Origin of the sequence: Hyphomonas sp., from assembly GCF_037969335.1 — a bacterium.
Lineage (GTDB): Bacteria > Pseudomonadota > Alphaproteobacteria > Caulobacterales > Hyphomonadaceae > Hyphomonas.
Genome location: NZ_JBBKXE010000216.1, coordinates 1 through 20,544, shown reverse-complemented (window position 1 = coordinate 20,544; position 20,544 = coordinate 1). Strand labels below are relative to the sequence as shown.

Below are 20,544 nucleotides of genomic sequence, written 5' to 3'. Positions count from 1 at the left end.
AGTCGGTATAGGCGAAGTTCCTGCACCAGAATGTGGCACGAGATGCAAAGAGGCCAGAATGTCCGACCTGCTTGACGGTGGTCCCGAAGACCGGATCATAAATGAACCCATGAGCGAGGCGCTGTCGAAGCGCTATCTCGCCTATGCGCTCTCGACCATCACCTCCCGCGCCCTGCCGGATGTGCGCGACGGCCTGAAGCCCGTCCAACGCCGCATCCTGTATGGCATGCGGGAACTGAAGCTTGATCCCGAAGGCGGCTTCCGCAAATGCGCCAAGATCGTCGGCGACGTGATGGGTAACTATCACCCGCACGGCGACAGCTCGATCTATGACACGCTGGTGCGCCTGGCGCAGGATTTCAACGTTCGCTACCCGCTCGTCGACGGCCAGGGCAATTTCGGCAATATCGATGGCGATAGCGCGGCGGCCTATCGTTATACCGAAGCCCGGATGACTCATGCGGCCGAGTTGCTGCTCGACGGCCTCGGCGAAAATGCGGTCGATTTCCGCGCCAACTATGCCGAGAATGACGAAGAACCGGTCGTGCTGCCGGCCGGTTTCCCGAACCTGTTGTGCAATGGCGCCACCGGTATCGCGGTCGGCATGGCAACGTCGATCCCGCCGCACAATGCGGCCGAGGTGATTGATGCGGCGCGCTTCCTGATCGAGACACCCAAGGCGACGACGGCTGACCTGATGCAGTTCGTGAAAGGGCCTGATTTCCCGACTGGCGGTGTGATCGTTGAACCCTACGAATCCATGCTCGACGCCTATGAGACGGGCCGGGGCGGTTTCCGCATGCGCGCGAAATGGGAAGTCGAAGATACCGGGCGCGGTACCTACCAGATCATCGTCACCGAGATTCCCTACCAGGTCCAGAAATCGCGCCTGCTGGAGAAGCTGGGCGAACTGCTGGAACAGAAGAAGCTGCCACTGCTGGACGATGTGCGCGACGAGAGCGCCGAGGACGTGCGCCTTGTGCTGGTACCGCGCGCCAAGACGGTCGAGCCGGACGTGCTGATGGAAAGCCTGTTCAAGTCCTGCGACCTGGAAACGCGCTTCAGCATGAACATGAATGTGCTGCACAAGGGCGCCCCACAGGTCATGGGCCTGAAGGACGTATTGCTGGCCTATCTGGAGCACCGCCGCGAAGTGGTCGTGCGCCGGGCCGAGTTCCGTCTCGACAAGATCGAGAAGCGCCTGCACCTGCTCGACGGCTACCTGATTGCCTACCTCAATATTGATGAAGTGATCCGGATCATCCGCGAGGAAGACGAGCCGAAACAGGTGATGATCGCCCGCTTCGGCATTTCCGACATTCAGGCCGAAGCCATCCTGAACCTGCGTTTGCGCGCCTTGCGCAAGCTCGAAGAGATGGAAATCCGCGGCGAGCACACCAAGCTGGTCGAAGAGCGTGAAGAGCTGGTCAAGCTGATCGGATCGACGCGCCGCCAGTGGACGACCGTTTCCAAACAGCTCAAGGCCGCCCGCGACCAGCTGACCGCCGACCCGGCGCTGGGTGACCGCCGCGCCGCCTTCGAGGACGCGCCCGATGTCGACCTCGCTGCGGCCCTCGAAGCCTCGCGTCCGAAGGAGCCGCTGACGGTCGTCCTGTCGGCTCAGGGCTGGATACGGGGCATGAAGGGCCACGGCCTCGACCCGGATTCCACCAAGTTCAAGGATGGCGACGAGCTTTACCTCTCCGAAGAGGTGATGAGCACGGACAAGATCATTCTGATGGCCTCCGATGGCCGGGCGTTCACGCTGATGGCCGACAAGCTGCCGGGCGGACGCGGGCATGGCGAACCGATCCGCCTGTCCATTGAACTGGAAGACAGCGTCGATATCGTCGCCATGTTCAAGCTGGAAGACGAGCGCAAGCGCGTGATGGCCTCCACCATCGGGTACGGCTTCATCGTCACCGAGAAAGAGCTGGAGTCCAATCGCAAGGCGGGCAAGCAGGCCGTGAACACGGGCAATGGCACACTGAATGTGTGCATGCCGGTCGAGGGCGACATGCTGGCCGTTGTCGGATCGAACCGGAAACTGCTGATCTTCCCGCTCGACGAGCTGCCCGAAATGTCACGCGGCAAGGGTAACAAGCTGCAAGCCTATCGCGGCAAGGACACGCTGGCCGACCTGATGACGTTCGACAAGGAAGACGGTCTGATCGTGATGACGGGTGACCGCCACCGCGCCTTCCCGGAATGGGAAGAATGGATTGGCAAGCGCGCGCAGGCGGGCAAGACCGTGCCGAAGGGCTTCCCGAAGACGGGTACGTTCAATGGCTGACACGCCACGCGGGCAGCGCATCACGGCGCTGTCCCTGCTTGTGCCCGACTATGGGTCCGGGATCGGCTTTTATGTTGGCAAGTTGGGCTTTGACCTGCTGGAAGATACCGACATGGGCGGTGGCAAGCGCTGGGTGCGCGTGCGGCCCAAAGGCGGCGGTGTGGAGCTGTTGCTGGCACAAGGCCGTAACGGACGAACAACGCGCGGCCATTGGCAACCAGTCAGGCGGGCGTGTGTTCCTGTTCCTCGAGACCGATGATTTCGACCGCGACCATGCAGCCTATGTGGCGGCAGGCGTGACCTTCCTCGAAGCGCCGCGCAGCGAACCCTATGGCAAGGTCGTCGTGATGCAGGACCCGTTCGGGAACAAGTGGGATTTGATCGAGCCAGTTGCGAACGGCTCATCCTGAGCCGCATTTCTTGTGGCAACGGTTTCAGTCGGAGAGCCGCTCCAGCACATCACTCATCAAAGGCCCGATCTCCGTGTTCAGCACCAGGTCTGCATACGGATCCTGATCGGTCGGCTCGCGGTTGACGATGGCGAGGCGGGCGCCGTTGCGCTTGGCTTCGATGGGGATGGAGGCGGCCGGATAGACGACGAGCGATGAGCCGAGCACGAGGCAGAGGTCGCACAGCAGGGCCTCTTCGGCGGCGCGGGCCATCTTGTCTTCCGGCATGGGCTGACCGAACGAGATGGTCGCGGTCTTGAGAAGGCCGGTGCAGAAGACGCAGGTCAGGTCTTCGTCCGCTTCCCAGCGCGGCTTGAGCCTGTCGATCTCGTAGCGCTTGCCGCAGGTGAGGCAGCGGGCATAGGTCGCGTTGCCATGAACTTCGATGACCAGATCGTCCGGCACGCCGGAATCCTGGTGCAAATTGTCGACATTCTGCGTGATGACGCTGGTGACCTTGCCGGCAGCGACGAGCTTTGCGACGGCGAAATGGCCCTCATTCGGGCTGGCACCGACCCAGCCAGCCGAGCGGTTGAACACGCGGGTCCACGACTCGCGGCGCTTGTCGCGCGAGGCGACGAAGTCCTGGAAATAGATAGGCGTCATCTTGCTCCACACGCCGCCGGGGCTGCGGAAGTCGGGAATGCCGCTCTCGGTCGAGATGCCCGCACCGGTGAAAACGACGACGCGGGAGGCTTTGTCGATCAGGCGGGCAAGGGCATCGGCATCGGACATGGCCTGATGCTACACACTTTGCGGGGGCATTCCATAGCCACGTCGCCCACATTTTCAATTGCCCAGCTTATGGGAGGTGCGTGGACGCCCGACTTGCGCAAGACGGGCTTGGAAGCTACGCTTAGTGCATCGGTTTTTCTGGAGGGACGGCCCATGAGCCCCATTCTAATCATCCTGGCGGCGGTCGTCGCCATCGTCGGCTTTGTCATCCTGATCTACAACGGCCTGGTGATGAAGCGCCAGCGGGTCAACCAGGCCTTTGCCGACGTGGACGTGCAGCTGAAGCAGCGCCAGAACCTGATCCCGAATCTCGTCGAAACCGTGAAGGGCTATGCCAAGCACGAGCAGGAGACGTTCCAGCAAGTGATTGCGGCGCGCAATGCGGCGCAGTCGGCCTCGACACCCGCGGAGATGTCCCAGGCCGAAGGCATGCTGACCGGCGCGCTGGGCAAGCTGTTCGCGCTCGCCGAGGCCTATCCGGACCTCAAGGCGAACCAGAACTTCATCCAGTTGCAGAACGAGCTGTCGACCATCGAAGACAAGCTGGCTGCGGCACGGCGCTTCTACAACTCGGCCGTTCAGGACTACAACACGTCGCGCGAACAGTTTCCCGGCTCGGTTATCGCCGGCATGTTCAGCTTCGAGTCGCGTGAGTTCTTCGACGTCGGCGTGGAAGGCCGCGAGGCCCTGAGCACGCCGCCTGAAGTGAAGTTCTAGGCAGGCCTGTTTTGCTGTAGGCTGTCCTCGGCTGGTAACGGGAGGACATGTGATGAGACTTTCCTATATCGCTTCGGCATTGATGCTGGGCGCATGCGCGAGTTCGGGCGGCAGCTGGAGTGCGTCCAGCTGGGACGGGCTGGTGCCGCAGACGATTGGCACCCAGAACTATGCTTTCCTCGCCGCGCCGATGGCCGGGCAGGGCTTTAGGCTGAAATTCACGATTCGGACGGATGGCAGCTTTGGTGTGGCGAGCGCCGGGCCGCCGTCAGCTGCCGAGCTTGAGGAAGCGGCGATTGCGGCGGCGCCCGAGGGCTGCACGTTCGTGTCGCTGGAACGCACGCCGGATGGTGGGGCGGAAGCGGAGTATGACTGCGATTAGGCTTGGTAACCGGGCTGTCGAAACGCTCATCCTGAGCGAAGTCGAAGGATAGGGCGTGGGCGAATCTCGCTCTCCCCGACTCGTCCTTCGACTTCGCTCAGGATGAGCCTCATTCATCATTCAGGAAAGTCAGCCCCGCGCCTTGAACCAGGGTGTGATGCGGGCGAGGGCGTCTTCGACTTCCGGTGTCGACACGGCGAACGAGAAGCGCATGTAATTGTGGCCGTTCACCGGGTCGAAATCGACGCCGGGGGCGGTGGCGACGCCGGTATCCTTCAGCAGCTGCATGCAGAATTCCAGGCCGTCATCGGTGAAACGCGAAATGTCGGCATAGATGTAGAAGGCGCCGTCCGGTGGCGCGATCCGCTCGAGTCCGAGGGCGGGGAGCGCCGCCAGCATCAGGTCGCGATTGTGCGTATAGGTCCGGACATGGCCTTCGAGTTCATCGCGGCAATCCATGGCGACAAGGCCGGCATGCTGCGACAGGGATGGGGCGGTGAGGAACATGTTGCCGATATAGGTGGCCGTGCGGCTGGCCATGTCGTCGGGCGAGACGATCCAGCCGAGACGCCAGCCGGCCATCGAGAAATATTTCGAGAATGAATTGATGACGAAAGCGTCGGCCGTGTGTTCGAGCACGGAGGCCGTGTTCGGACCGTAGGACAGGCCGTGATAGATCTCGTCTGAGATGATGCGGATGCCGCGCGCGGCGCAGACGGCCACGATGGCGGCGAGTTCGGCCTCGGGCAGGATGGTGCCGGTCGGGTTGGCAGGGCTGGCAATGATCAGGCCTGCCGGGGCCGGGTCGAGCGCAGCGACCTGCGCCGCCGTGAGCTGGAACCGGGTCTCCTCGCCACATGCGATTTCCAGCGGCACCAGGTTCAGCGCCCGAATCGTATTGCGATAGGCGACATAGCCGGGGCAGGCGAGCGCGATCGTCTCACCGGGCGCGAAGGCGGATGAGAGTGCGAGCACGAGCGCGGGCGACGCGCCGCAGGTGATGGCGAGGCGGCGGGGCGTAACTTCGACGCCATAGGTGTCGCCATAATGCTGGCAGATGCGCGCCTTGAGCGCCGGGCTTTCCCAATAGCCCATGGATTCGGTGTCGAGCACCTTGTGCGCTGTTTCCACGGCCCGCTTTGGGGCGCCGGTGGATGGCTGGCCGAATTCCATATGGATGATCGACCGCCCGGCCGCCTGCAATTCGTGGGCGAGGCGGCTGACGGCGATGGCCTGGAAGGGGGAGACGTCCTGGCTCAATTGGCGGCGAGGCTCGGCAGCCATGTCGCGAGGGCCGGGATGGCGGCGACGAGGATGATCATGGCGACCTGCAGGCCGATGAAGGGCACCGCGCCGCGCCAGATGTCCATCGTGTTGATCTCGTCCGGGGCGGCGCCGCGCAGGTAGAACAGGGCGAAGCCGAAGGGCGGCGTCAGGAAACTGGTCTGCAGGTTCAGGGCCATCAGGATGGCGAGCCAGACCGGATCGAAACCGAGGACGATCAGCGGCGGCGCAACAAGCGGAACGACGACGAAAACGATTTCGATGAAGTCGAGGAAGAAGCCGAGAATGAACATGACAAGCATGGTCATGGCCAGCGCGCCCCATTTGCCGCCGGGGGCCTGGTGCAGGATGGCGGCCACCATCTCGTCGCCGCCATAGCCGCGGAAGACGAGGCTGAACAGCGACGCGCCGATCAGGATGAGGAAGACCATGCTGGTAATGTGCGTGGCGCTGGTGAGCGCCGGCAGGAGCTGGCGCACCCGGCGCAGCACAAGCAGGCCGGCGGCGAGACCCGCGAAGAAGACCAGGCTGGCGAACAGGGTGAGGAAGATGCCGACGGAATTGCCGGCGCTGATCGTCTCGACGCCGGCGCGCAGGTCCATCGTATTGCGCAGCAGGAGGATGGCGACAATGCTGAGGAGGCCTGCGAGGATGAGCGGCGAGAGGCGGCTTTTGGCTTCTTCGGCGAGGCGCAGGCCGGCAAGCAGGACTGCGCCTGCCGCGCCGATGGCGGCCGCTTCGGTCGGTGGGGCGACACCGCCAAGTATCGCGCCGAGCACGGCAATGATCAGGACCAGCGGCGCGCCGAGGCCGAACGCGACCTCCTTGACTGTGAGTGGTGCCGTATCCTCCGAGACCGCGACAGGCGGGCACGCCTCGGGCCGGAAGAAGGCGACCGCTGCGATGTAGAGGAGATAGAAGACGACCAGCAGGACGCCGGGGATCAGCGCACCGGCGAACAGGTCACCCACAGAGACGACGCCGGACCCTGCACCGATTTTCAGGCTGGCCTGGCTGGCGGCGTTCGAGACGGCATCGGCCAGAAGGATCAGCACGATGGAGGGCGGGATGATCTGGCCGAGCGTGCCGGAGGCGGCGATCGTGCCGGTGGCAAGTTTCGGGTCATAGCCCTGGCGCAGCATGGTCGGCAGGGCGATCAGCGTCATCGTGATGACGGTGGCGCCGACGATGCCGGTGGAGGCCGCGAGCAGCGCGCCGACGAGAACGACGGCATAGCCGAGGCCGCCGCGCACACGGGCCAGCAGGCGGCTGGCAATGTGAAGCAGGTCTTCGGCAACGCGCGAGCGTTCGAGGATCACGCCCATCAGGACGAACAGGGGCACGGCGATCAGCGTCTGGCTCTGCATGATCGAGCCACCCTGGATGCGGCTGGGGAAGGCGATCAGGAAGGAGGCCGAGAAGGTGCCGGTGGCGATGCCGATCAGGGCGAACAGGAGCGCGACGCCGCCGAGCGTCAGGGCGACGGAATAGCCGGCCAGCAGGCTGAGGATCGCGCAGGCGAACATGGCGACGGCGAGGATGATCTCAAATTCCATCATGGTCTCCGGTTTCGCCTTCAATCGGCGTGTCCGCCGGGGGCAGGGCGCCGTTCAGGCGCAGCGCGGCCTTGAGGGCGACAGAGAGACCCGCGCCCATCAGCAGGACGGCAAAGACAGGCACCAGTGTCTTGAACAGGAAGAGGATCGGCAGGCCGTCGGACTCGCGCGAGCCTTCGAGCAGCGACCATGAGCGCGACAGGCCCTGTTCGCCGGTGGTGATCAGGCGGAAGCAGATCGGGAAGAGGAAGAGGTAGGTGCCGACCAGTTCGATCCAGTTGCGCCCTGTTTCGCCGAATCGGGGGCGCAGGATGTCGACGCGGACATGGGCATCGTCGCGCAGGGCGGCAGCTGAGCCGAGCATGAACATGGCGGCGAAGGCATAGATGACGACCTCGCTGAGCCAGGTGAAGGACAGGCCGAAGGCGTAGCGCAGGATGACGACGGCGAGCTGCGATACGACGAGCAGGAGGGCGCAGAAGATCGCCGCGTTGAGGGCGCCGCCTGATAGCGCGTCGAGCACGCGGATCATGCGGCGGGCGAGACCGTCGAGCAGGCCCGGAACAGCGATGGCGACCAGCGGCACGAGGAAGAAAGGCAGGCACAGGATTCCGACGACTTTCAGCCAGGCGCCGATCAGCAGGAAAACACCGGGATCAATCATTTGCCCCGCCAGCCTATTTGCCGAGTTCGCGGGCGGGATAATAAGCGCCGTCAGAGACCTTGGCCCAGCCACGCATGAGCTTCAGGCTTGTCTCGAAACTCTCATAGATGCGCTTCTCGATGCCGTCCTTGCCGCTGGCCGCGCGCACGTCATAGGCGGCTTCGGACATGGCCTTGACCACTTCCGGCGGGAAGGACCGCAGCTTGGTGCCGTGTTCACGCTGCAGAATGTCGAGATAGACCGAGTTCTGGTAGGTGAACTCGCCGAGCGAGGTGTGGTTTGTCGACTCGCAGGCCGCCTTGATGATCGCCCGCTCACCGGGGGTCAGGCTTTCCCAGACCTTGAGATTCATGCCGACGGCGAGGCTGGCGCCCGGTTCATGGAAGCCGGGACCGTAATAATAAGGCGCCTCGCGGTGGAAGCCGAGGGAATAGTCGTTCCACGGGCCGACCCATTCGGTCGCGTCGATGGAGCCGGTCTGCAGCGCTTGGTAGATCTCGCCGCCGGAGAGGGAGATGGCCGAGCCGCCAAGGGCGCGCAGCACGTCGCCGCCCTGTCCCGGAATCCGCATCTTGAGGCCGACAAGGTCGTCAAGGCTATTGATTTCCTTGCGGAACCAACCGCCCATCTGGTGGCCGGTGTTGGCGCCCTGGATGGCCTTCACACCGAATTGGCCAGACAGTTCGTCCCAGAGTTCCTGGCCGCCGCCGAAATCGATCCAGCCCATGATTTCCTGGGCGGTCATGCCGAATGGCACAGCGGTGAAGAACGGGAAGGCGGAGGACTTGGCGGTCCAGTAATATTCGGCGCCGTGATACATGTCGGCCGAGCCGTTGGCGACCGCATCGAAGCTTTCGAAAGCGGGAACCAGTTCGCCGGCCGCGAAGACCTTGATCTCCATCAGCCCGTCGGACATGGCGTAGACACGTTCGGCGACGCGCTCGGCGGCGCGGCCAAGGCCCGGCAGGCCCTTGGGCCAGGTGGTGACCATGTTGAACTTGCGGCGGCTGCGATTGATTTTCGCCGGAGCGAGGATCTTTGCATCTTCCGGATTCGCGAACGCAGCGGCGGCCCCGGCAACACCGAGAAGGCCCGCGCCGACGATATTGCGTCGGTTGATCATGACAAATCCTCCCCAGCGACTCGCCCTGTAATGATTTCAGGGTCTATTCGTCGTCTCTTAGCGTCCGCCACTGGTCGCCGTCCAGCATTTCGAGAGGCTTGTAGCGGCGTTTATAGTCCATCTTCGGGCTGCCTTTGACCCAGTAGCCGAGATAGACGTGCGGCAGGCCCATATCCTGGGCGTGACGAATATGGTCGAGGATCATGTAATGGCCGAGACCGCGCGATTCCTGTTCCGGGTCGAAGAATGTGTAGACCATCGAGAAGCCGTCGCGCAGGACATCCGTGATCGCCACGGCCAGTAGCGGCGCGTCTTCCGCCTCGCCGTCGCGATATTCGAAGATCAGGCTCTGGACCGGGCTGCCACCGACCATGGTCATGTAGTCGCGATAGGTCATCTCGGACATGCCGCCCTTGTCGTGGCGTGTCTGGACGTAGGTTTTGAGCAGGCGGAACTGTTCGCGCGTGGCGGTGGCCTCGACCGGGGTGCGGACCAGCGACGCATTGCGGGCCAGCGCGCGGCGGTCATTGCGCGACTGCACGAATTCACGAGTCGGCACGCGCACGCTGCGGCAGGCATTGCAGCGGGGGCAGGCGGGCCGGTAGGCGATGGTCTGGCTGCGGCGGAAGCCGGCCTGGCTGAGCGAATTGTGGATCGAGTCGGCGTCGGAGACAGCCAGGTTGGTGAAGGCCTTGCGCTCGCGCATGCCGGGCAAATACGGACAGGGGCTGGGGTTCGTGACGTAAAAACGTAGCGACCGCTCGAGCCCTGCAGGCAGAATTTGGGAGTCCGTGAACTTCATGAGGCGTAACGATACACTTACAGATCAAACCGCCAAGAGGCGAAGACGGTAAAGACACACCAAAGTACCAAAACGAGCGGTGCGCCAAATTTCATGAAATCGCCGAATTTATAGTGTCCGGGGCCCATCACCAGCATGTTGGTCTGATAGGCGAAGGGGGTCGCGAAGCTGCAATTGGCGCCATAAATCACCGCGAGGAGGAAGGGCAGCGGGTCATGCACGCCGAGTTCGGTCGCCGCTGACAGGGCAATGGGCGAGAACAGGATGGCGGTTGCGGCATTGGTCAGCAGATTGGTCAGGATGGCGACGGAGAGGAAGATCGCCGACAGGACCGCGAGCGTGCCATAAGGCGCGGCATAGTTGACGACGGCATGCGCAATGGCGGCTGCAGCCCCGGTTTTTTCAAGCGCCATGCCCATGGCCAGGGCCGCGCCAATGACGAGGAAGATGCGCAGGTCAAGCGACCGGCTGGCCTGGCGGGTGTTGACGCAGCCGACCACCAGCATGGACACGGCGGCCAGGACCGAGGCGTGGAGGATCGACAGGACGCCGGTGGCCGCGAGGCCGACCATGGCGAGGGCAATCACCCGCGACGCGACCGCCCGCGTGGTGAGCGGGATCTCGGTCTGGGACCATTCGAGCAGGATGATGTCGCGGCTGGCGCGCAGGTCGACAAAGGCATCGACCGGACCGCACAGGAGCAATGTGTCACCCGATTCAAGCCGGATCTCGCCGAGCTTGGTGCGAATCATCCGGCTGCGGCGCTGGATGCCGAGGGTTACGGCGCGCGTGAGTCGGCGAAAGCCCAGCATCTCGACCGTGCGTCCGACCATGCGTGAGCCGGGCGCGATGACTGCCTCGGTGAGGGCGAGCGCGCCGGGGCGGCTGTTTTCCTCAAGGTCGCCGCCGGCGGACTCCCAGACTTGCTGGAGGAAGTCCGGCTGGCGGGCGAGGACGTTCTGCAGGGCGGCGCGCGTGGCCGCGACGATGACGAGGTCACCGGGCTGGAGGGTGATGTCCTCGTAGGGTGGCAGGAAGGCGCGTTCGCCGCGCTGGATCATGCGGACGGTCATGTCGGGCAGGTCGGCGAACATGCCGGCGACCGGTTTCTTGCCCTTCAGGAAGTGGCCGAACGTGACTTCGATCTGGGCGACGAACTGCTTGCCGGAGGGCTGAGAGAGTTCATCGCTGAGGCCGCGTCGGTTGGGCAGCAGGAATTTCGAGAATATGGCGAGGTAGACGAAGCCTGCTCCGGCAAGGATCAGGCCCATCGGAGTCTGGTCGAAGAATCCCAGCGTGCGCCCGTCAATCCGCTCGAACGCCTCGGCGGCGAGCAGGTTGGTCGAGGTGCCGATCAGCGTGGTCATGCCGGCAAAGATGGAGGCGTAGCTGAGCGGCATCATCAGCTTGGACTGCGAAGCGTTCATGCGCTTGGCGATGGCACTCATGACCGGCAGGAACATGATGACGATGGGCGTATTGTTGACGAAGGCGCTGGTGACGAAGACCGCGAGGAAGGCCAATACGAGCGTTGTGACCGGGCGCTTTTCATAGCCGCCGACGAGCACCTTGGTTGGCCCTTCGAGGGCACCGGTCTGGAACAGGCCCTGTCCGACGACCAGCAGCGCCATGATGGTGATCAGGGCCGGGTTGCCGAATCCGGACAGGAGCTCGGCGGCGCTGATCGGCGTGCCGTCGGTGCCATAGGCGCCGGGTATCGTGAACAGCAGGAGCAAGGACGCAATAACGCCGACAGAGACAAGCTCCATCGGCCAGCGGTCCGACATGTAGAAACCAATTGCAGCACAAACAACCGCCAGGCTTGCCCACATGGGCCAGTGGGCCAGGAAATCAGCGATCATCTAGGCTCCGGTTCATCAGCGCTTCCTGATCCCTTTACAGGTTATCAGTCGTGTGTGTGAACCAATATGCTGACCCGCCGGTTGGCTGACAAGTGCGGCTGGCCCGCATCGAGGGGCCGTGTGTCGGCGAGACCGGTGACGGCGCGGATGCGAACTGGCTCCAGACCGGCAGTGATCAGGGCGCGGCGGGCCTCGTTGGCCCGGTCAGACGAGAGTTCCCAGTTGGAATAGGCGGTGCCTGTGGCACTGAAGGCATCGGTATGGCCTTCGATCGAAACAGGCTCGGAAAATTGTGTCAGGACGCGACCAGCCGCTTCGGCAAGTGCGATACCCTCTTGCGTGAAGGCACCGCTGCCCGAATCAAACAGGGGGTGCCGGGCCGAATCGACGAGGTCGATGCGCACGCCATCGGCTTCCCGGGCGAGGACGACGCTGTCGCCGGCCTCGATCAGGTCCGATTGCTGGCTGAGGGCGGTAAACAGGCGTCCGGCAGCCGAGTCAGGCTCGACGGCTGAGGCCTGGGCTGTGGGGCTGGCATTGCTGTTGAAATAGCTGGCGATCTCGTCGCGGCCTTCGGGAGAGACGCCACTGAGGATCCACATCAACAGGAAAAATGCCATGAGCGCAGTGAGGAAGTCGGCATAGGCCATCTTCCAGGTGCCCGCTTTGCGGGCGGGCGCGGCGGGCATTCTGCCCGCATATCGCCGAGAGTGAGTGGCAGTTGCCATGCGCTCGAGTTCCGATCCTTCTGATCTGATGCGCCAGTCATAGCAGGCTATGGTGAAGGCCACGTCGAAGCGAAGGGTAGGATTTCGATGAAATTTGATCTACTTCGCGAAGGCATAGCAGGAGAAACACAGATGGCACGGACGGCATTCCTTGGACTTGGCGTGATGGGATTTCACATGGCGGGGCATCTGGCCCGGGCCGGTCACCAGGTCAGCGTGTGGAACCGGACGGCGGCCAAGACCAAGGCCTGGGAGAAGAAGCACAAGGGCGAAGTGGCCAAGGACCCGGCGACGGCAGCCTTCGGCGCGGAATTCGTTTTCCTCTGCCTTGGCGACGACCCGGATGTGCGGATCGTGTTCGATGCGCTGGAGCCGAGCCTTGGGGCGGGCATGATCGTGGTCGACCATACGACGGCCTCGGCGGGTCTCGCGCGGGAACTGTACGAGCGGTGCAAGGCCAAGGGCGCGCATTTCATCGACGCGCCGATCTCGGGCGGCGAGGCCGGCGCGATCAATGGCAAGCTGACGATCATGTGCGGCGGCGAGCAGTCGGCATTCGATGCGGCCGAACCCGTGATGGCGGCCTTCGGCAAGAAGATGACCCTGATCGGCGACAGCGGCGCAGGCCAGCTGGCCAAATCGGTCAACCAGATCTGCATTGCCGGCATCGTGCAGGGCCTGGCCGAAGGGCTGCACTTTGCCGAGAAGGCGGGACTCGATGCGGCCAAGGTGATCGAGGCGATCAGCGGCGGCGCAGCCCAGAGCTGGCAGATGGAGAATCGCTGGGAGACGATGGTGGCGGGGCATTTCGAACATGGCTTTGCCGTCGACTGGATGCGCAAGGATTTGCGGATCACGCTGGAGGCCGCGCGTGAGAACGGTGCGAGCCTGCCGATGACGGCGACGGTCGACCAGTATTATGCCGATGTGCAGGCGATGGGCGGGGCGCGCTGGGATACGAGCAGCCTGATTGCCCGCCTGACGCGGGACGTCTGAGACGGTGCGGCGCCTCGATATCCATCTGAGCAAGGACGAAGCCTGCGAAACCGTGATCCGGGCGATCAAGGCGGCAGAGCCTATCGACTATGTCGTCATCGAAACCGAGCAGAAGGACCGTTGCCTGATCTCGGTCTTCATGCGTGATGGCACGGGCCAGGTGCTGATGGATAATATCCAGTCAGCGCTGGAGGGGCGCAAGGACTGGCGGATTGCAGTGCTGCCGATCGAAGCGACCGCGCCGAAACTGCCCGAGCCGGAAGACGACAAGAAGGCGCGCCGCCAGCAGGCGACGCGCGAGGAGCTGTACACCGACATTGAATCCGGCGCGCGGCTGGACCGCGACTTCCTGATCATGGTCGTGCTGTCGACGATCGTGGCGACGATCGGCCTAAACTCGGACGGGATTGCTGCCGTGATCGGCGCGATGGTGATTGCGCCGCTGCTGGGGCCGATCCTCGGATTTTCGATGGGGGCTGCGCTGGGCGACTTTGCATTGCTGAGGCGGGGCGGCATGACGCTGGCCGTCGGCATCGCGACGGCACTGGCGTCGGCGCTGGTGATCTCGTTCTTCCTGCCGCTGAACCTTCAGAGCGAGGAATTGATGTCGCGGGCCGAAGTGCGGATCGACGGACTGGCGCTGGCCATGGCCGCGGGCGGCGCAGCGGCTTTGTCACTGACGCGCGGACAGGGATCGGCCCTTGTTGGCGTGATGGTCGCGGCGGCGCTGCTGCCACCGGGCGCGGCGATCGGTCTGTTTGCGGGCGGAGGCGAATTCGACCTGGCCATGCGGGCGGGCCTGTTGCTGGTGCTGAACGTGGCGAGCCTGGTGTTTTCGGCGCTGCTGGTGTTCCGTTTACGCAAAATCAGGCCCCGGAAATGGATCGAGCAGAAAAATGCGACGCGCGCCGTCTGGATCAATGCAGGGCTTTCGGCCTTCTTCCTGGCCGTCGCAGTGGCCCTGATCCTGTTGCTGGACTTGGGGTCCGCCGTGCAGATCGGCTAAGTGCAGGATATTTTGGACTTTTTGCTCGTGTGGCAGTAAGGTGACACTAACTTCCACCTGTAAGGACTGTTTCACCTCCCATGAATGTTGTTTTGCCAATTTCTGCTGCCCCGAAAACCCGTGTCGAACGCTATATCTCCACTCTGGATGACAAGCAGCGCAAGGCGGAATCCGAAGAGCTCCTGGCGCTGTTTGCCCGCGTGACGGACCTGCCGGCTGCGATCTGGGGAACCCACAAGGTTGGTTATGGCCGCTATGCCTACACGATGGATAGCGGACGCAGCAGCGAGTTCATGATCGCTGGCTTCGAGCCTGCGAAGAAGCATATCATCGTCTACCTGTCGCCGGATTTCGAGGATTTCACCGCGCCGCTGGAAACCCTTGGCAAGCACGACAAGGGCAAGTCCTGCATTTTCATCAAGGCGCTGAAAGACGTTAACCTCGACTCGCTGGAAGAGCTGGTGCGCCTCGGAATGGCTTCGACCGAGAAGAATTTCAAGACAAGCGAAACCTGACAAGACGGGCGATTCATGGCTGCGGCGGACAATCAGACAAATCCCACGATTGTGTCGCCGCATGCCTTTATCGCCGGACTGGATGACGGCCGCCGCAAGCGGGAGGCCGAAATCCTTCTGCCATGGTTCGAGACCGTCACCGGCCTGAAGGGGCGGATGTGGGGGCCGTCCATGATCGGCTTTGGCCGCTATCACTACAAATATGACAGCGGGCGCGAGGGCGACTCGATGATCACCGGCTTTGCTCCGCGCAAGGCAGCGATGACGCTCTACATCATGCCGGGCTACCGCGACATGAGCGAGATGCTCGCCCGCCTCGGCCCGCACAGGACCGGCAAGAGCTGTCTCTTCCTGAACAGGCTGGATGCCGTGGACATGGACGTGCTGGCTGAGATCGTGACGGACGGCGTGGCCTACATGCGGGCGAATTACGAGACCTGGGAGGTCTGACGAAGTTCCGAAGACGGCTCAGGGCTCCAGCGAACCGGTGATCGAGGCGCGCTGGGAGAGTTCCATCCAGTTGCCGCAGCCATCGCGCACGAAGGAGATTCGGGCCGTCTTGCCGAGTGTGGCGGGCGGCTGGCCTTCGGCGCCGCCAGCCTTGAGGACACCTGAATGGACGCTGTCGACCTTGTCGACCTGAACGGTCGTGTAGCGATAGCCGATGCGGCGCATGTCGGCGCTGTCAGTGCGCGCGGCGAGGGCGGGGTCGATGTGCCCGAGGATGAGGCTGCGTCCGCAGGCGACGGCGCAGGCATGCGTGTCGGACACCGGCAGGCCAAGCGCGTCATGGTAGAAGGCGAGGAAGGCCTCGCGGCTGGGTGTAGCGACTTCGATGGCCCATTGGGTGATGCCGTCATGGCCGGTCGGCACAAGCTGGACTCGGTTGCCATCCGGATCGGTCAGTTCGGTTGGCGCGGTGATGCCGTCGCGGGCGATCAGGAGGCGGAGGTAGCCACCCTCGGTGCGGGGCGGCAGCGGGTCGCGCGCATGGTTCAGTTTGAACACGCTGCCCTGATGGTCGTGGCGGTGCTGGCGCAGGCCGCCGCCGAGCGGCAGCATATGGTCAAAGGGCAGGCCGATATCCTGCTGCCAGAAGGCGAGCATCTCATCGAGACGGTTGGTGAACACGCCGACATCGAGGCAATCCTTGGCGAGCCAGGCGGGAGGTGATTCAGTCATTGCTGCGTCTCTCTTTGCTGAGTTTCAGAATACGCCGAGGGCGAGGCCGGCGGCGAGGGCCTGACCGAGATCGGCGCATTTTGCGAGGTCATCCGGCGCGATGGTCTTGTCGGCGAGTATGGCTTCCTGCGTTTGGGCATGGGTGCAGATGATCAGGGGCGGCTGGACGTCCTTCAACCGCCAGCCGGTGGCGATGCGGGCGGTCTGGCGGGCCGCGTTCTCGCCATCCGATCCGGCGCAGACCATCTGGGCATAGGGGCGCCCCTCGATACGGCCGAGCACGGGATAGTAGCAGCGGTCGAAGAATTCCTTCATCTCGCCGGACAGGGCAGCGAGGTTTTCCGGCGCAGCGAACAGGTAGCCGTCGGCGGCGAGCAGGTGGTCGGGCTGGGCATCCCCGGCGCGCATCAGGACCGTATCGCATTCGGCGCGGGCGGCGCTGGCGGCGGCCTCTGCCATCTGGCGGGTGCCTCCGGTGCGGGAATGATAGATGATCAGGAGCTGGGCCATGGCCGTCTTTCATAGGGTGAAATGTGCAGCGCGGCCAGCGCAAGCAGGCGCCCTAGCCGCGCAGGCACCGGCGGGCTAGGGTTGCCCGGACAGTCAAAAAAACACTTTTGGAGGATACGGTTTTGGACATGCACCTGAAGGGCAAGAATGCCATCATCCTGGGCGGCACGCGCGGCATTGGCCGGGCGATTGCGGACACGCTGGCGGGCGAGGGCGCGAATGTCGCCGTGTGCGCGCGCAAGGCGGACCAGGTGGCCGAGGCGGTCAAGGAACTGGAAGCGATGGGTGTGAAAGCCACGGGCACGGCGGTGGACATTACCGACGGCGCGGCCCTGAAAGGCTTCATTGCCGACGCGGCCAAGACGCTCGGCGGGCTGGACATCCTGATCTCCAATGCAGGCGCCATGGCGCAGGGCAATGATGAAGCCGCATGGAAGCAGAATTTCGAGCTGGATATCCTGGGCGCGGTCAACGCGTTCGAGGCGGCCCGGCCCTTGCTGGCCAAGGCGGCGGAAACCAATGGTGACGCGGCCTTCGTGATCATCTCGTCGATCTCTGCGGCGCAGTCCGACAGAGGCGAATCCTATGGCCCGATCAAGGCGGCGCTGATCCATATGGCCAAGGGGCTTGCGCGCGAATATGCCGCCGCCGGCATTCGCGTGAACACGGTGTCGCCCGGCATGGTCTATTTCGAGGGCGGCATCTGGCACACGGTGAAGACCAATATGCCGGAATTCTTCAAGCAGGCGAATGCCCGCAACCCGATGGGCCGGTGCGCCACGCCGCAGGAAATTGCCAATGCGGCCGTGTTCCTGGCGAGCCCGCTATCCTCCTACACGACCGGCGTGAACCTGGTCGTGGACGGGGCTGTCTCCAATCGCGTGAACTTCTAGGCAATCGCGCCAGCACCAGCGGCCGGCATGGCAGGGCCATCCGGTTGCAGGGAGCTGAATTCGGCATGGGCCGCCGGGCTTAGGACGTGTCCAGCCGTGCTGGCGCGATCAGGGGCGCGATGTCCGAATGAAGGGGGTGGCAAGGGGGCGCTGCGGGCAGGGCCGCCTGCGCGACATTGTCCGGCATGTCCGAGGCAAGACCGGGCGCGGCCCATGCGGGCACGGGCGGCGCGTCATAGTGATAGAGTCGCGGGTCGCGCGGACCATCGCCAACCGCATTGATGGAAAGATTGCCGAACCGGTCGACCCTGAACAGGACGTCGCGCTTCGCCGTGCGCTGCCACGCCTCCAGCCGCCAGAGCTGGAACCACAACCAGGGCCAGAACAGCGGATGCACGAAGGCATAGAGATGCGCGCGGCGTGTCAGCATGATGCCGCGATTATACGCCGGGAACGGAGGGTGTGGGACAAGTTTCTGGCGCAGGTAATGGGGACTGCAGGATGCGGGGGATGCGGTGGTGGAGAGTTGGCGGTATGGCTATGAGATAGATGCGTAGGGGCATTGGTGAGGCAGGCTACAATATTCCCTTCGAAACCGACGCTTCCAGAGCGCTCATTCTGAGCGAAGTCGAAGGACGAATGCGGCGGCGCATGCCCTCACCGCCCGCGCCCGTGCTTCGACTTCGCTCAGAATGAGCCTGTTCATGGGGCGGGCGGCTGGTAGGCCCAACCTGACCTGCGGGCGCCGGGTTATTCCGCGGCGACGAGGGTGAATTCTTCTTTCCATTTGGCCATGACGTCGCGGTTGTCATGGTCCCAGGGATGGAAGCCGGGCTTGAACCAGGAGAGCCAGACTTTCCAGCCCTTGCCAAACAGCGCGGGCTTTTTCCAAAGGAAGGCCTTGACGGCGCGCGTCGCGTCTTTCGGATCGTAGCCATCAGCAACCAGCAGTTTTGCGGCGTACTGGGTGATGTTTTCCGTGAAATGCCGGGTGATGATGAGCATGGACAGGGAGCGCCGGACATAGCGCGTGAGCGCCGGCCAGTCGCTTGTGGACTCCAGGAATACATCATAGGCGACGGCCTTGTGCTCGGTCTCTTCCATGGCGTGCCAGCGCCACAGGCGCTCGAGCGCGGGGTCGGTCTTGCTGAAGAGGGGCACCCCGTCCACATCCAGGCCGATCATCAGGTCTGCCATCATCGCGGTGAAATGCTCCAGGCAGATGGTGGCCATCAGCATACGGAAGCGGCCCCCGGATCGTCCGAGGGCGATATTCTCGTTGATGGCGGCCTCGATTTCGGCAACCGGGTATTTCGTACGGTCGATCTGATTGTTCAGCAGGTGGTGTTCGCGCGAATGGATGGCTTCCTGCGTGATGAAATCCTTTACGTCCTGCGCCAGCTTGCCGCTGACCTCGCTGCGATAGGCTTTCACGGCGTCGATGAACAGGCGCTCGCCATCCGGGAAGGTGAGCGACATGGCGTTGAACACGGCGGTTGCCACCATGTTGCCGTCGAGCCATGGGCCTGAGCCTGCCGCCATGTCGAAATGGAGATCGCGGGGCAGAATTGTTACATCGTCGGGTGTGCGCTTGGTCGTCATCGTGTTTAATGCCTTTTAAGGGTGACCTGCTAGCTAGACTGCACAACCAGATAGGTCTTACTGACAAAAATGTCAATAACCAGAACCAACACGCCCCGCATTCGCCGTTCGCCGGAAGAGTCGCGTGGCAACATCCTGGCGGCGGCGGAATCCCTGCTGGTGGAGCAGGGGCCGCAATCGCTGCGGCTGGCGGATGTGGCGAAGGCGGCGGGTGTGGCAAACGCCACGGTGCTGCACCATTTCGGCTCGATCGATGCGGTGCAGAAGGCGCTGATGGAGCGCATGATCGGCGACCTGGTTGAGAGCATCATGGCCATTGAAGTGCCGGCGGATGCCCCGGCGGCCGCGCGGGCGGCAGGGCTGAAAACACTGTTCGACGCGTTCGAGACGCCGGGCGCGGCCCGGCTGGCGGCATGGCTGGAGCTGACCGATGAGACCAGCCGCCTGACACTGGTGCGCGAGGCCGTGCAGGAAGTGGCGCAGAAGAAGATTTCCAATACCGGCGTACCGGTAGAGCTGGCCGAAGACCTGATCCTGCTCAGCGTGACGCTGGCCGTCGGCGTCGGCTTGTTCGGCCCATCGCTCAGTGCACTGATCGGAAAACCACCGGAGCGGGCACGCGAGCTGACGCTGCAGATGCTGCTGTCCTATTTGCAGAACCTATCGACCTAGGCTGCGAGGGCGGCCTCCTATTGCAGGGGTAGGTCCATGGCATATTCGAACATGGACGTACCCACTTCACTGAAGCCGACGCCGCAATTGCCCGACGCGCTGAGGGCGGGACTGTCGCTGTACCTCAGCCGCCGATGGCGAGGACGGCATAGACGGTCGCTGCGGCGGTGGCAGCGGCGAAGAGGATGCGCGGCAAGGGGGCGCTGCGGGCAGGGCCGCCTCTGCGACATTGTCCGGCATGTCCGACGCAAGACCGGGCGCGCCCCATGCGGGCACGGGCGGCGCGTCAGCATGATGCGCCGATTATACGCCGGGAACGGAGGGTGTGGAAAAGTCTACGGCGATTGCCGCAGCCACTGCAGGACGGCCCTCAAAAAATGACGGACAGGCGCGGTTACCGCGCGAAGGCCTGGACCCTGCCGGACAGGACGACTGTTTGCTGCGTCATGATGTCTTCGAGCTGGACTCCGTCGAACTCGACCCAGCCCGTCTTGTCATCGAACCGGAGTGCATTGGCGCGGATGAGGGCGCCGTTGTCATCGGCTTGGGTGCCGCCAAAATAGGCCATGTTCA

Annotated in this window: 23 protein-coding genes; 11 read left to right on the top strand and 12 right to left on the bottom strand. The window is 63.6% G+C overall.

The annotated features are described in order from the left end of the window. Window positions 1-58 precede the first annotated feature (58 nt). Genes parC through AADA04_RS15915 form a run of 3 tightly spaced genes read left to right on the top strand, consistent with a single transcriptional unit; the run spans window position 59 to window position 2,703 of the window. Window positions 59-2,293 (top strand): DNA topoisomerase IV subunit A, encoded by a 2,235-nt coding sequence (gene parC, locus AADA04_RS15925; protein ID WP_340694266.1) that lies wholly within the window; start codon window positions 59-61, stop codon window positions 2,291-2,293. Further along, window positions 2,286-2,552 (top strand): VOC family protein, encoded by a 267-nt coding sequence (locus tag AADA04_RS15920; RefSeq protein ID WP_340694265.1) that lies wholly within the window; start codon window positions 2,286-2,288, stop codon window positions 2,550-2,552. Before parC ends, AADA04_RS15920 begins: the two co-directional genes overlap by 8 nt. Next, window positions 2,527-2,703, top strand: a complete 177-nt coding sequence (locus AADA04_RS15915) for a VOC family protein (protein ID WP_340694264.1) — start codon at window positions 2,527-2,529, stop codon at window positions 2,701-2,703. Before AADA04_RS15920 ends, AADA04_RS15915 begins: the two co-directional genes overlap by 26 nt. Before the next feature lie 24 nt (window positions 2,704-2,727). Here AADA04_RS15915 and AADA04_RS15910 read toward each other — a convergent pair whose 3' ends face one another. Then, a complete protein-coding gene (locus tag AADA04_RS15910; RefSeq protein WP_340694263.1) occupies window positions 2,728-3,477 on the bottom strand; it encodes a Sir2 family NAD-dependent protein deacetylase in 750 nt (249 codons plus the stop codon). Between the two features lie 153 nt (window positions 3,478-3,630). Between AADA04_RS15910 and AADA04_RS15905 the strand changes: the two genes are divergently transcribed. Beyond that, a complete protein-coding gene (locus tag AADA04_RS15905; RefSeq protein WP_340694262.1) occupies window positions 3,631-4,194 on the top strand; it encodes a LemA family protein in 564 nt (187 codons plus the stop codon). Between the two features lie 52 nt (window positions 4,195-4,246). Then, window positions 4,247-4,576 carry a hypothetical protein gene (locus AADA04_RS15900; RefSeq protein WP_340694261.1) on the top strand — a complete coding sequence of 110 codons (330 nt, stop codon included), beginning with the start codon at window positions 4,247-4,249 and terminating at the stop codon, window positions 4,574-4,576. Between the two features lie 129 nt (window positions 4,577-4,705). Here AADA04_RS15900 and AADA04_RS15895 read toward each other — a convergent pair whose 3' ends face one another. From AADA04_RS15895 to AADA04_RS15865, 7 genes are read right to left on the bottom strand one after another with little or no spacing between them, the layout of a single operon-like run. Beyond that, window positions 4,706-5,860, bottom strand: coding sequence for an aminotransferase class I/II-fold pyridoxal phosphate-dependent enzyme (locus AADA04_RS15895; protein WP_340694260.1), 1,155 nt, complete (start codon window positions 5,858-5,860; stop codon window positions 4,706-4,708). After that, window positions 5,833-7,416, bottom strand: a complete 1,584-nt coding sequence (locus tag AADA04_RS15890; RefSeq protein ID WP_340694259.1) for a TRAP transporter large permease subunit — start codon at window positions 7,414-7,416, stop codon at window positions 5,833-5,835. Before AADA04_RS15890 ends, AADA04_RS15895 begins: the two co-directional genes overlap by 28 nt. Continuing rightward, a complete protein-coding gene (locus AADA04_RS15885; protein ID WP_340694258.1) occupies window positions 7,406-8,080 on the bottom strand; it encodes a TRAP transporter small permease subunit in 675 nt (224 codons plus the stop codon). Before AADA04_RS15885 ends, AADA04_RS15890 begins: the two co-directional genes overlap by 11 nt. A 13-nt stretch (window positions 8,081-8,093) precedes the next feature. Further along, complete coding sequence (locus AADA04_RS15880; RefSeq protein ID WP_340694257.1) at window positions 8,094-9,203, bottom strand: TRAP transporter substrate-binding protein; 1,110 nt, start codon at window positions 9,201-9,203, stop codon at window positions 8,094-8,096. 43 nt (window positions 9,204-9,246) lie between these two features. Further along, complete coding sequence (locus tag AADA04_RS15875; RefSeq protein ID WP_340694256.1) at window positions 9,247-10,005, bottom strand: arginyltransferase; 759 nt, start codon at window positions 10,003-10,005, stop codon at window positions 9,247-9,249. Window positions 10,006-10,022: 17 nt separating this feature from the next. Continuing rightward, window positions 10,023-11,867: an SLC13 family permease gene (locus AADA04_RS15870; protein ID WP_340694255.1), complete on the bottom strand. Its 1,845-nt coding sequence runs from the start codon at window positions 11,865-11,867 to the stop codon at window positions 10,023-10,025. A 44-nt stretch (window positions 11,868-11,911) separates the two neighbouring features. Further along, window positions 11,912-12,556, bottom strand: coding sequence for a flagellar motor protein MotB (locus AADA04_RS15865; RefSeq protein WP_340694254.1), 645 nt, complete (start codon window positions 12,554-12,556; stop codon window positions 11,912-11,914). Between the two features lie 171 nt (window positions 12,557-12,727). Here AADA04_RS15865 and AADA04_RS15860 point away from each other — a divergent pair, with 171 nt between their 5' ends. From AADA04_RS15860 to AADA04_RS15845, 4 genes are all read left to right on the top strand, one after another. Then, the gene (locus AADA04_RS15860) at window positions 12,728-13,591 is read left to right on the top strand and encodes an NAD(P)-dependent oxidoreductase (RefSeq protein WP_340694253.1); all 864 of its coding nucleotides are present in this window, start codon (window positions 12,728-12,730) and stop codon (window positions 13,589-13,591) included. 4 nt (window positions 13,592-13,595) lie between these two features. Further along, window positions 13,596-14,597 carry a TIGR00341 family protein gene (locus tag AADA04_RS15855; protein WP_340694252.1) on the top strand — a complete coding sequence of 334 codons (1,002 nt, stop codon included), beginning with the start codon at window positions 13,596-13,598 and terminating at the stop codon, window positions 14,595-14,597. Window positions 14,598-14,689: 92 nt separating this feature from the next. Further along, window positions 14,690-15,112 carry a DUF1801 domain-containing protein gene (locus tag AADA04_RS15850; RefSeq protein WP_340694251.1) on the top strand — a complete coding sequence of 141 codons (423 nt, stop codon included), beginning with the start codon at window positions 14,690-14,692 and terminating at the stop codon, window positions 15,110-15,112. 15 nt (window positions 15,113-15,127) lie between these two features. Further along, entirely contained in the window at window positions 15,128-15,562 is a 435-nt protein-coding gene (locus AADA04_RS15845) for a DUF1801 domain-containing protein (RefSeq protein ID WP_340694250.1), read from the top strand. 18 nt (window positions 15,563-15,580) lie between these two features. Here the strand turns inward: AADA04_RS15845 and AADA04_RS15840 are convergent, their stop codons facing one another. Next, window positions 15,581-16,294: a VOC family protein gene (locus tag AADA04_RS15840; protein WP_340694249.1), complete on the bottom strand. Its 714-nt coding sequence runs from the start codon at window positions 16,292-16,294 to the stop codon at window positions 15,581-15,583. Between the two features lie 24 nt (window positions 16,295-16,318). After that, a complete protein-coding gene (locus AADA04_RS15835) occupies window positions 16,319-16,804 on the bottom strand; it encodes an NAD(P)H-dependent oxidoreductase (RefSeq protein ID WP_340694248.1) in 486 nt (161 codons plus the stop codon). A 128-nt stretch (window positions 16,805-16,932) separates the two neighbouring features. Between AADA04_RS15835 and AADA04_RS15830 the strand changes: the two genes are divergently transcribed. Next, complete coding sequence (locus tag AADA04_RS15830; RefSeq protein ID WP_340694247.1) at window positions 16,933-17,697, top strand: SDR family oxidoreductase; 765 nt, start codon at window positions 16,933-16,935, stop codon at window positions 17,695-17,697. A gap of 79 nt (window positions 17,698-17,776) precedes the next feature. On the opposite strand, the gene AADA04_RS15825 is transcribed toward AADA04_RS15830, so the two are convergent. Further along, entirely contained in the window at window positions 17,777-18,127 is a 351-nt protein-coding gene (locus tag AADA04_RS15825) for a hypothetical protein (protein WP_340694246.1), read from the bottom strand. Window positions 18,128-18,447: 320 nt separating this feature from the next. After that, window positions 18,448-19,299 (bottom strand): metal-dependent hydrolase, encoded by an 852-nt coding sequence (locus tag AADA04_RS15820; RefSeq protein WP_340694245.1) that lies wholly within the window; start codon window positions 19,297-19,299, stop codon window positions 18,448-18,450. A gap of 69 nt (window positions 19,300-19,368) precedes the next feature. Here AADA04_RS15820 and AADA04_RS15815 point away from each other — a divergent pair, with 69 nt between their 5' ends. Continuing rightward, on the top strand, window positions 19,369-19,971 hold the full coding sequence (locus AADA04_RS15815; protein ID WP_340694244.1) for a TetR/AcrR family transcriptional regulator: 603 nt from the start codon (window positions 19,369-19,371) through the stop codon (window positions 19,969-19,971). Window positions 19,972-20,544: the final 573 nt, after the last annotated feature.

Coding starts and splice junctions, on each gene's coding strand:
- parC (WP_340694266.1), top strand. CDS start 59: ATGTCCGACCTGCTTGACGGTGGTCCCGAAGACCGGATCATAAATGAA.
- AADA04_RS15920 (WP_340694265.1), top strand. CDS start 2,286: ATGGCTGACACGCCACGCGGGCAGCGCATCACGGCGCTGTCCCTGCTT.
- AADA04_RS15910 (WP_340694263.1), bottom strand. CDS start 3,477: ATGTCCGATGCCGATGCCCTTGCCCGCCTGATCGACAAAGCCTCCCGC.
- AADA04_RS15905 (WP_340694262.1), top strand. CDS start 3,631: ATGAGCCCCATTCTAATCATCCTGGCGGCGGTCGTCGCCATCGTCGGC.
- AADA04_RS15900 (WP_340694261.1), top strand. CDS start 4,247: ATGAGACTTTCCTATATCGCTTCGGCATTGATGCTGGGCGCATGCGCG.
- AADA04_RS15895 (WP_340694260.1), bottom strand. CDS start 5,860: ATGGCTGCCGAGCCTCGCCGCCAATTGAGCCAGGACGTCTCCCCCTTC.
- AADA04_RS15890 (WP_340694259.1), bottom strand. CDS start 7,416: ATGGAATTTGAGATCATCCTCGCCGTCGCCATGTTCGCCTGCGCGATC.
- AADA04_RS15885 (WP_340694258.1), bottom strand. CDS start 8,080: ATGATTGATCCCGGTGTTTTCCTGCTGATCGGCGCCTGGCTGAAAGTC.
- AADA04_RS15880 (WP_340694257.1), bottom strand. CDS start 9,203: ATGATCAACCGACGCAATATCGTCGGCGCGGGCCTTCTCGGTGTTGCC.
- AADA04_RS15875 (WP_340694256.1), bottom strand. CDS start 10,005: ATGAAGTTCACGGACTCCCAAATTCTGCCTGCAGGGCTCGAGCGGTCG.
- AADA04_RS15870 (WP_340694255.1), bottom strand. CDS start 11,867: ATGATCGCTGATTTCCTGGCCCACTGGCCCATGTGGGCAAGCCTGGCG.
- AADA04_RS15865 (WP_340694254.1), bottom strand. CDS start 12,556: ATGCCCGCCGCGCCCGCCCGCAAAGCGGGCACCTGGAAGATGGCCTAT.
- AADA04_RS15860 (WP_340694253.1), top strand. CDS start 12,728: ATGGCACGGACGGCATTCCTTGGACTTGGCGTGATGGGATTTCACATG.
- AADA04_RS15845 (WP_340694250.1), top strand. CDS start 15,128: ATGGCTGCGGCGGACAATCAGACAAATCCCACGATTGTGTCGCCGCAT.
- AADA04_RS15840 (WP_340694249.1), bottom strand. CDS start 16,294: ATGACTGAATCACCTCCCGCCTGGCTCGCCAAGGATTGCCTCGATGTC.
- AADA04_RS15835 (WP_340694248.1), bottom strand. CDS start 16,804: ATGGCCCAGCTCCTGATCATCTATCATTCCCGCACCGGAGGCACCCGC.
- AADA04_RS15830 (WP_340694247.1), top strand. CDS start 16,933: ATGCACCTGAAGGGCAAGAATGCCATCATCCTGGGCGGCACGCGCGGC.
- AADA04_RS15825 (WP_340694246.1), bottom strand. CDS start 18,127: ATGCTGACACGCCGCGCGCATCTCTATGCCTTCGTGCATCCGCTGTTC.
- AADA04_RS15820 (WP_340694245.1), bottom strand. CDS start 19,299: ATGACGACCAAGCGCACACCCGACGATGTAACAATTCTGCCCCGCGAT.
- AADA04_RS15815 (WP_340694244.1), top strand. CDS start 19,369: ATGTCAATAACCAGAACCAACACGCCCCGCATTCGCCGTTCGCCGGAA.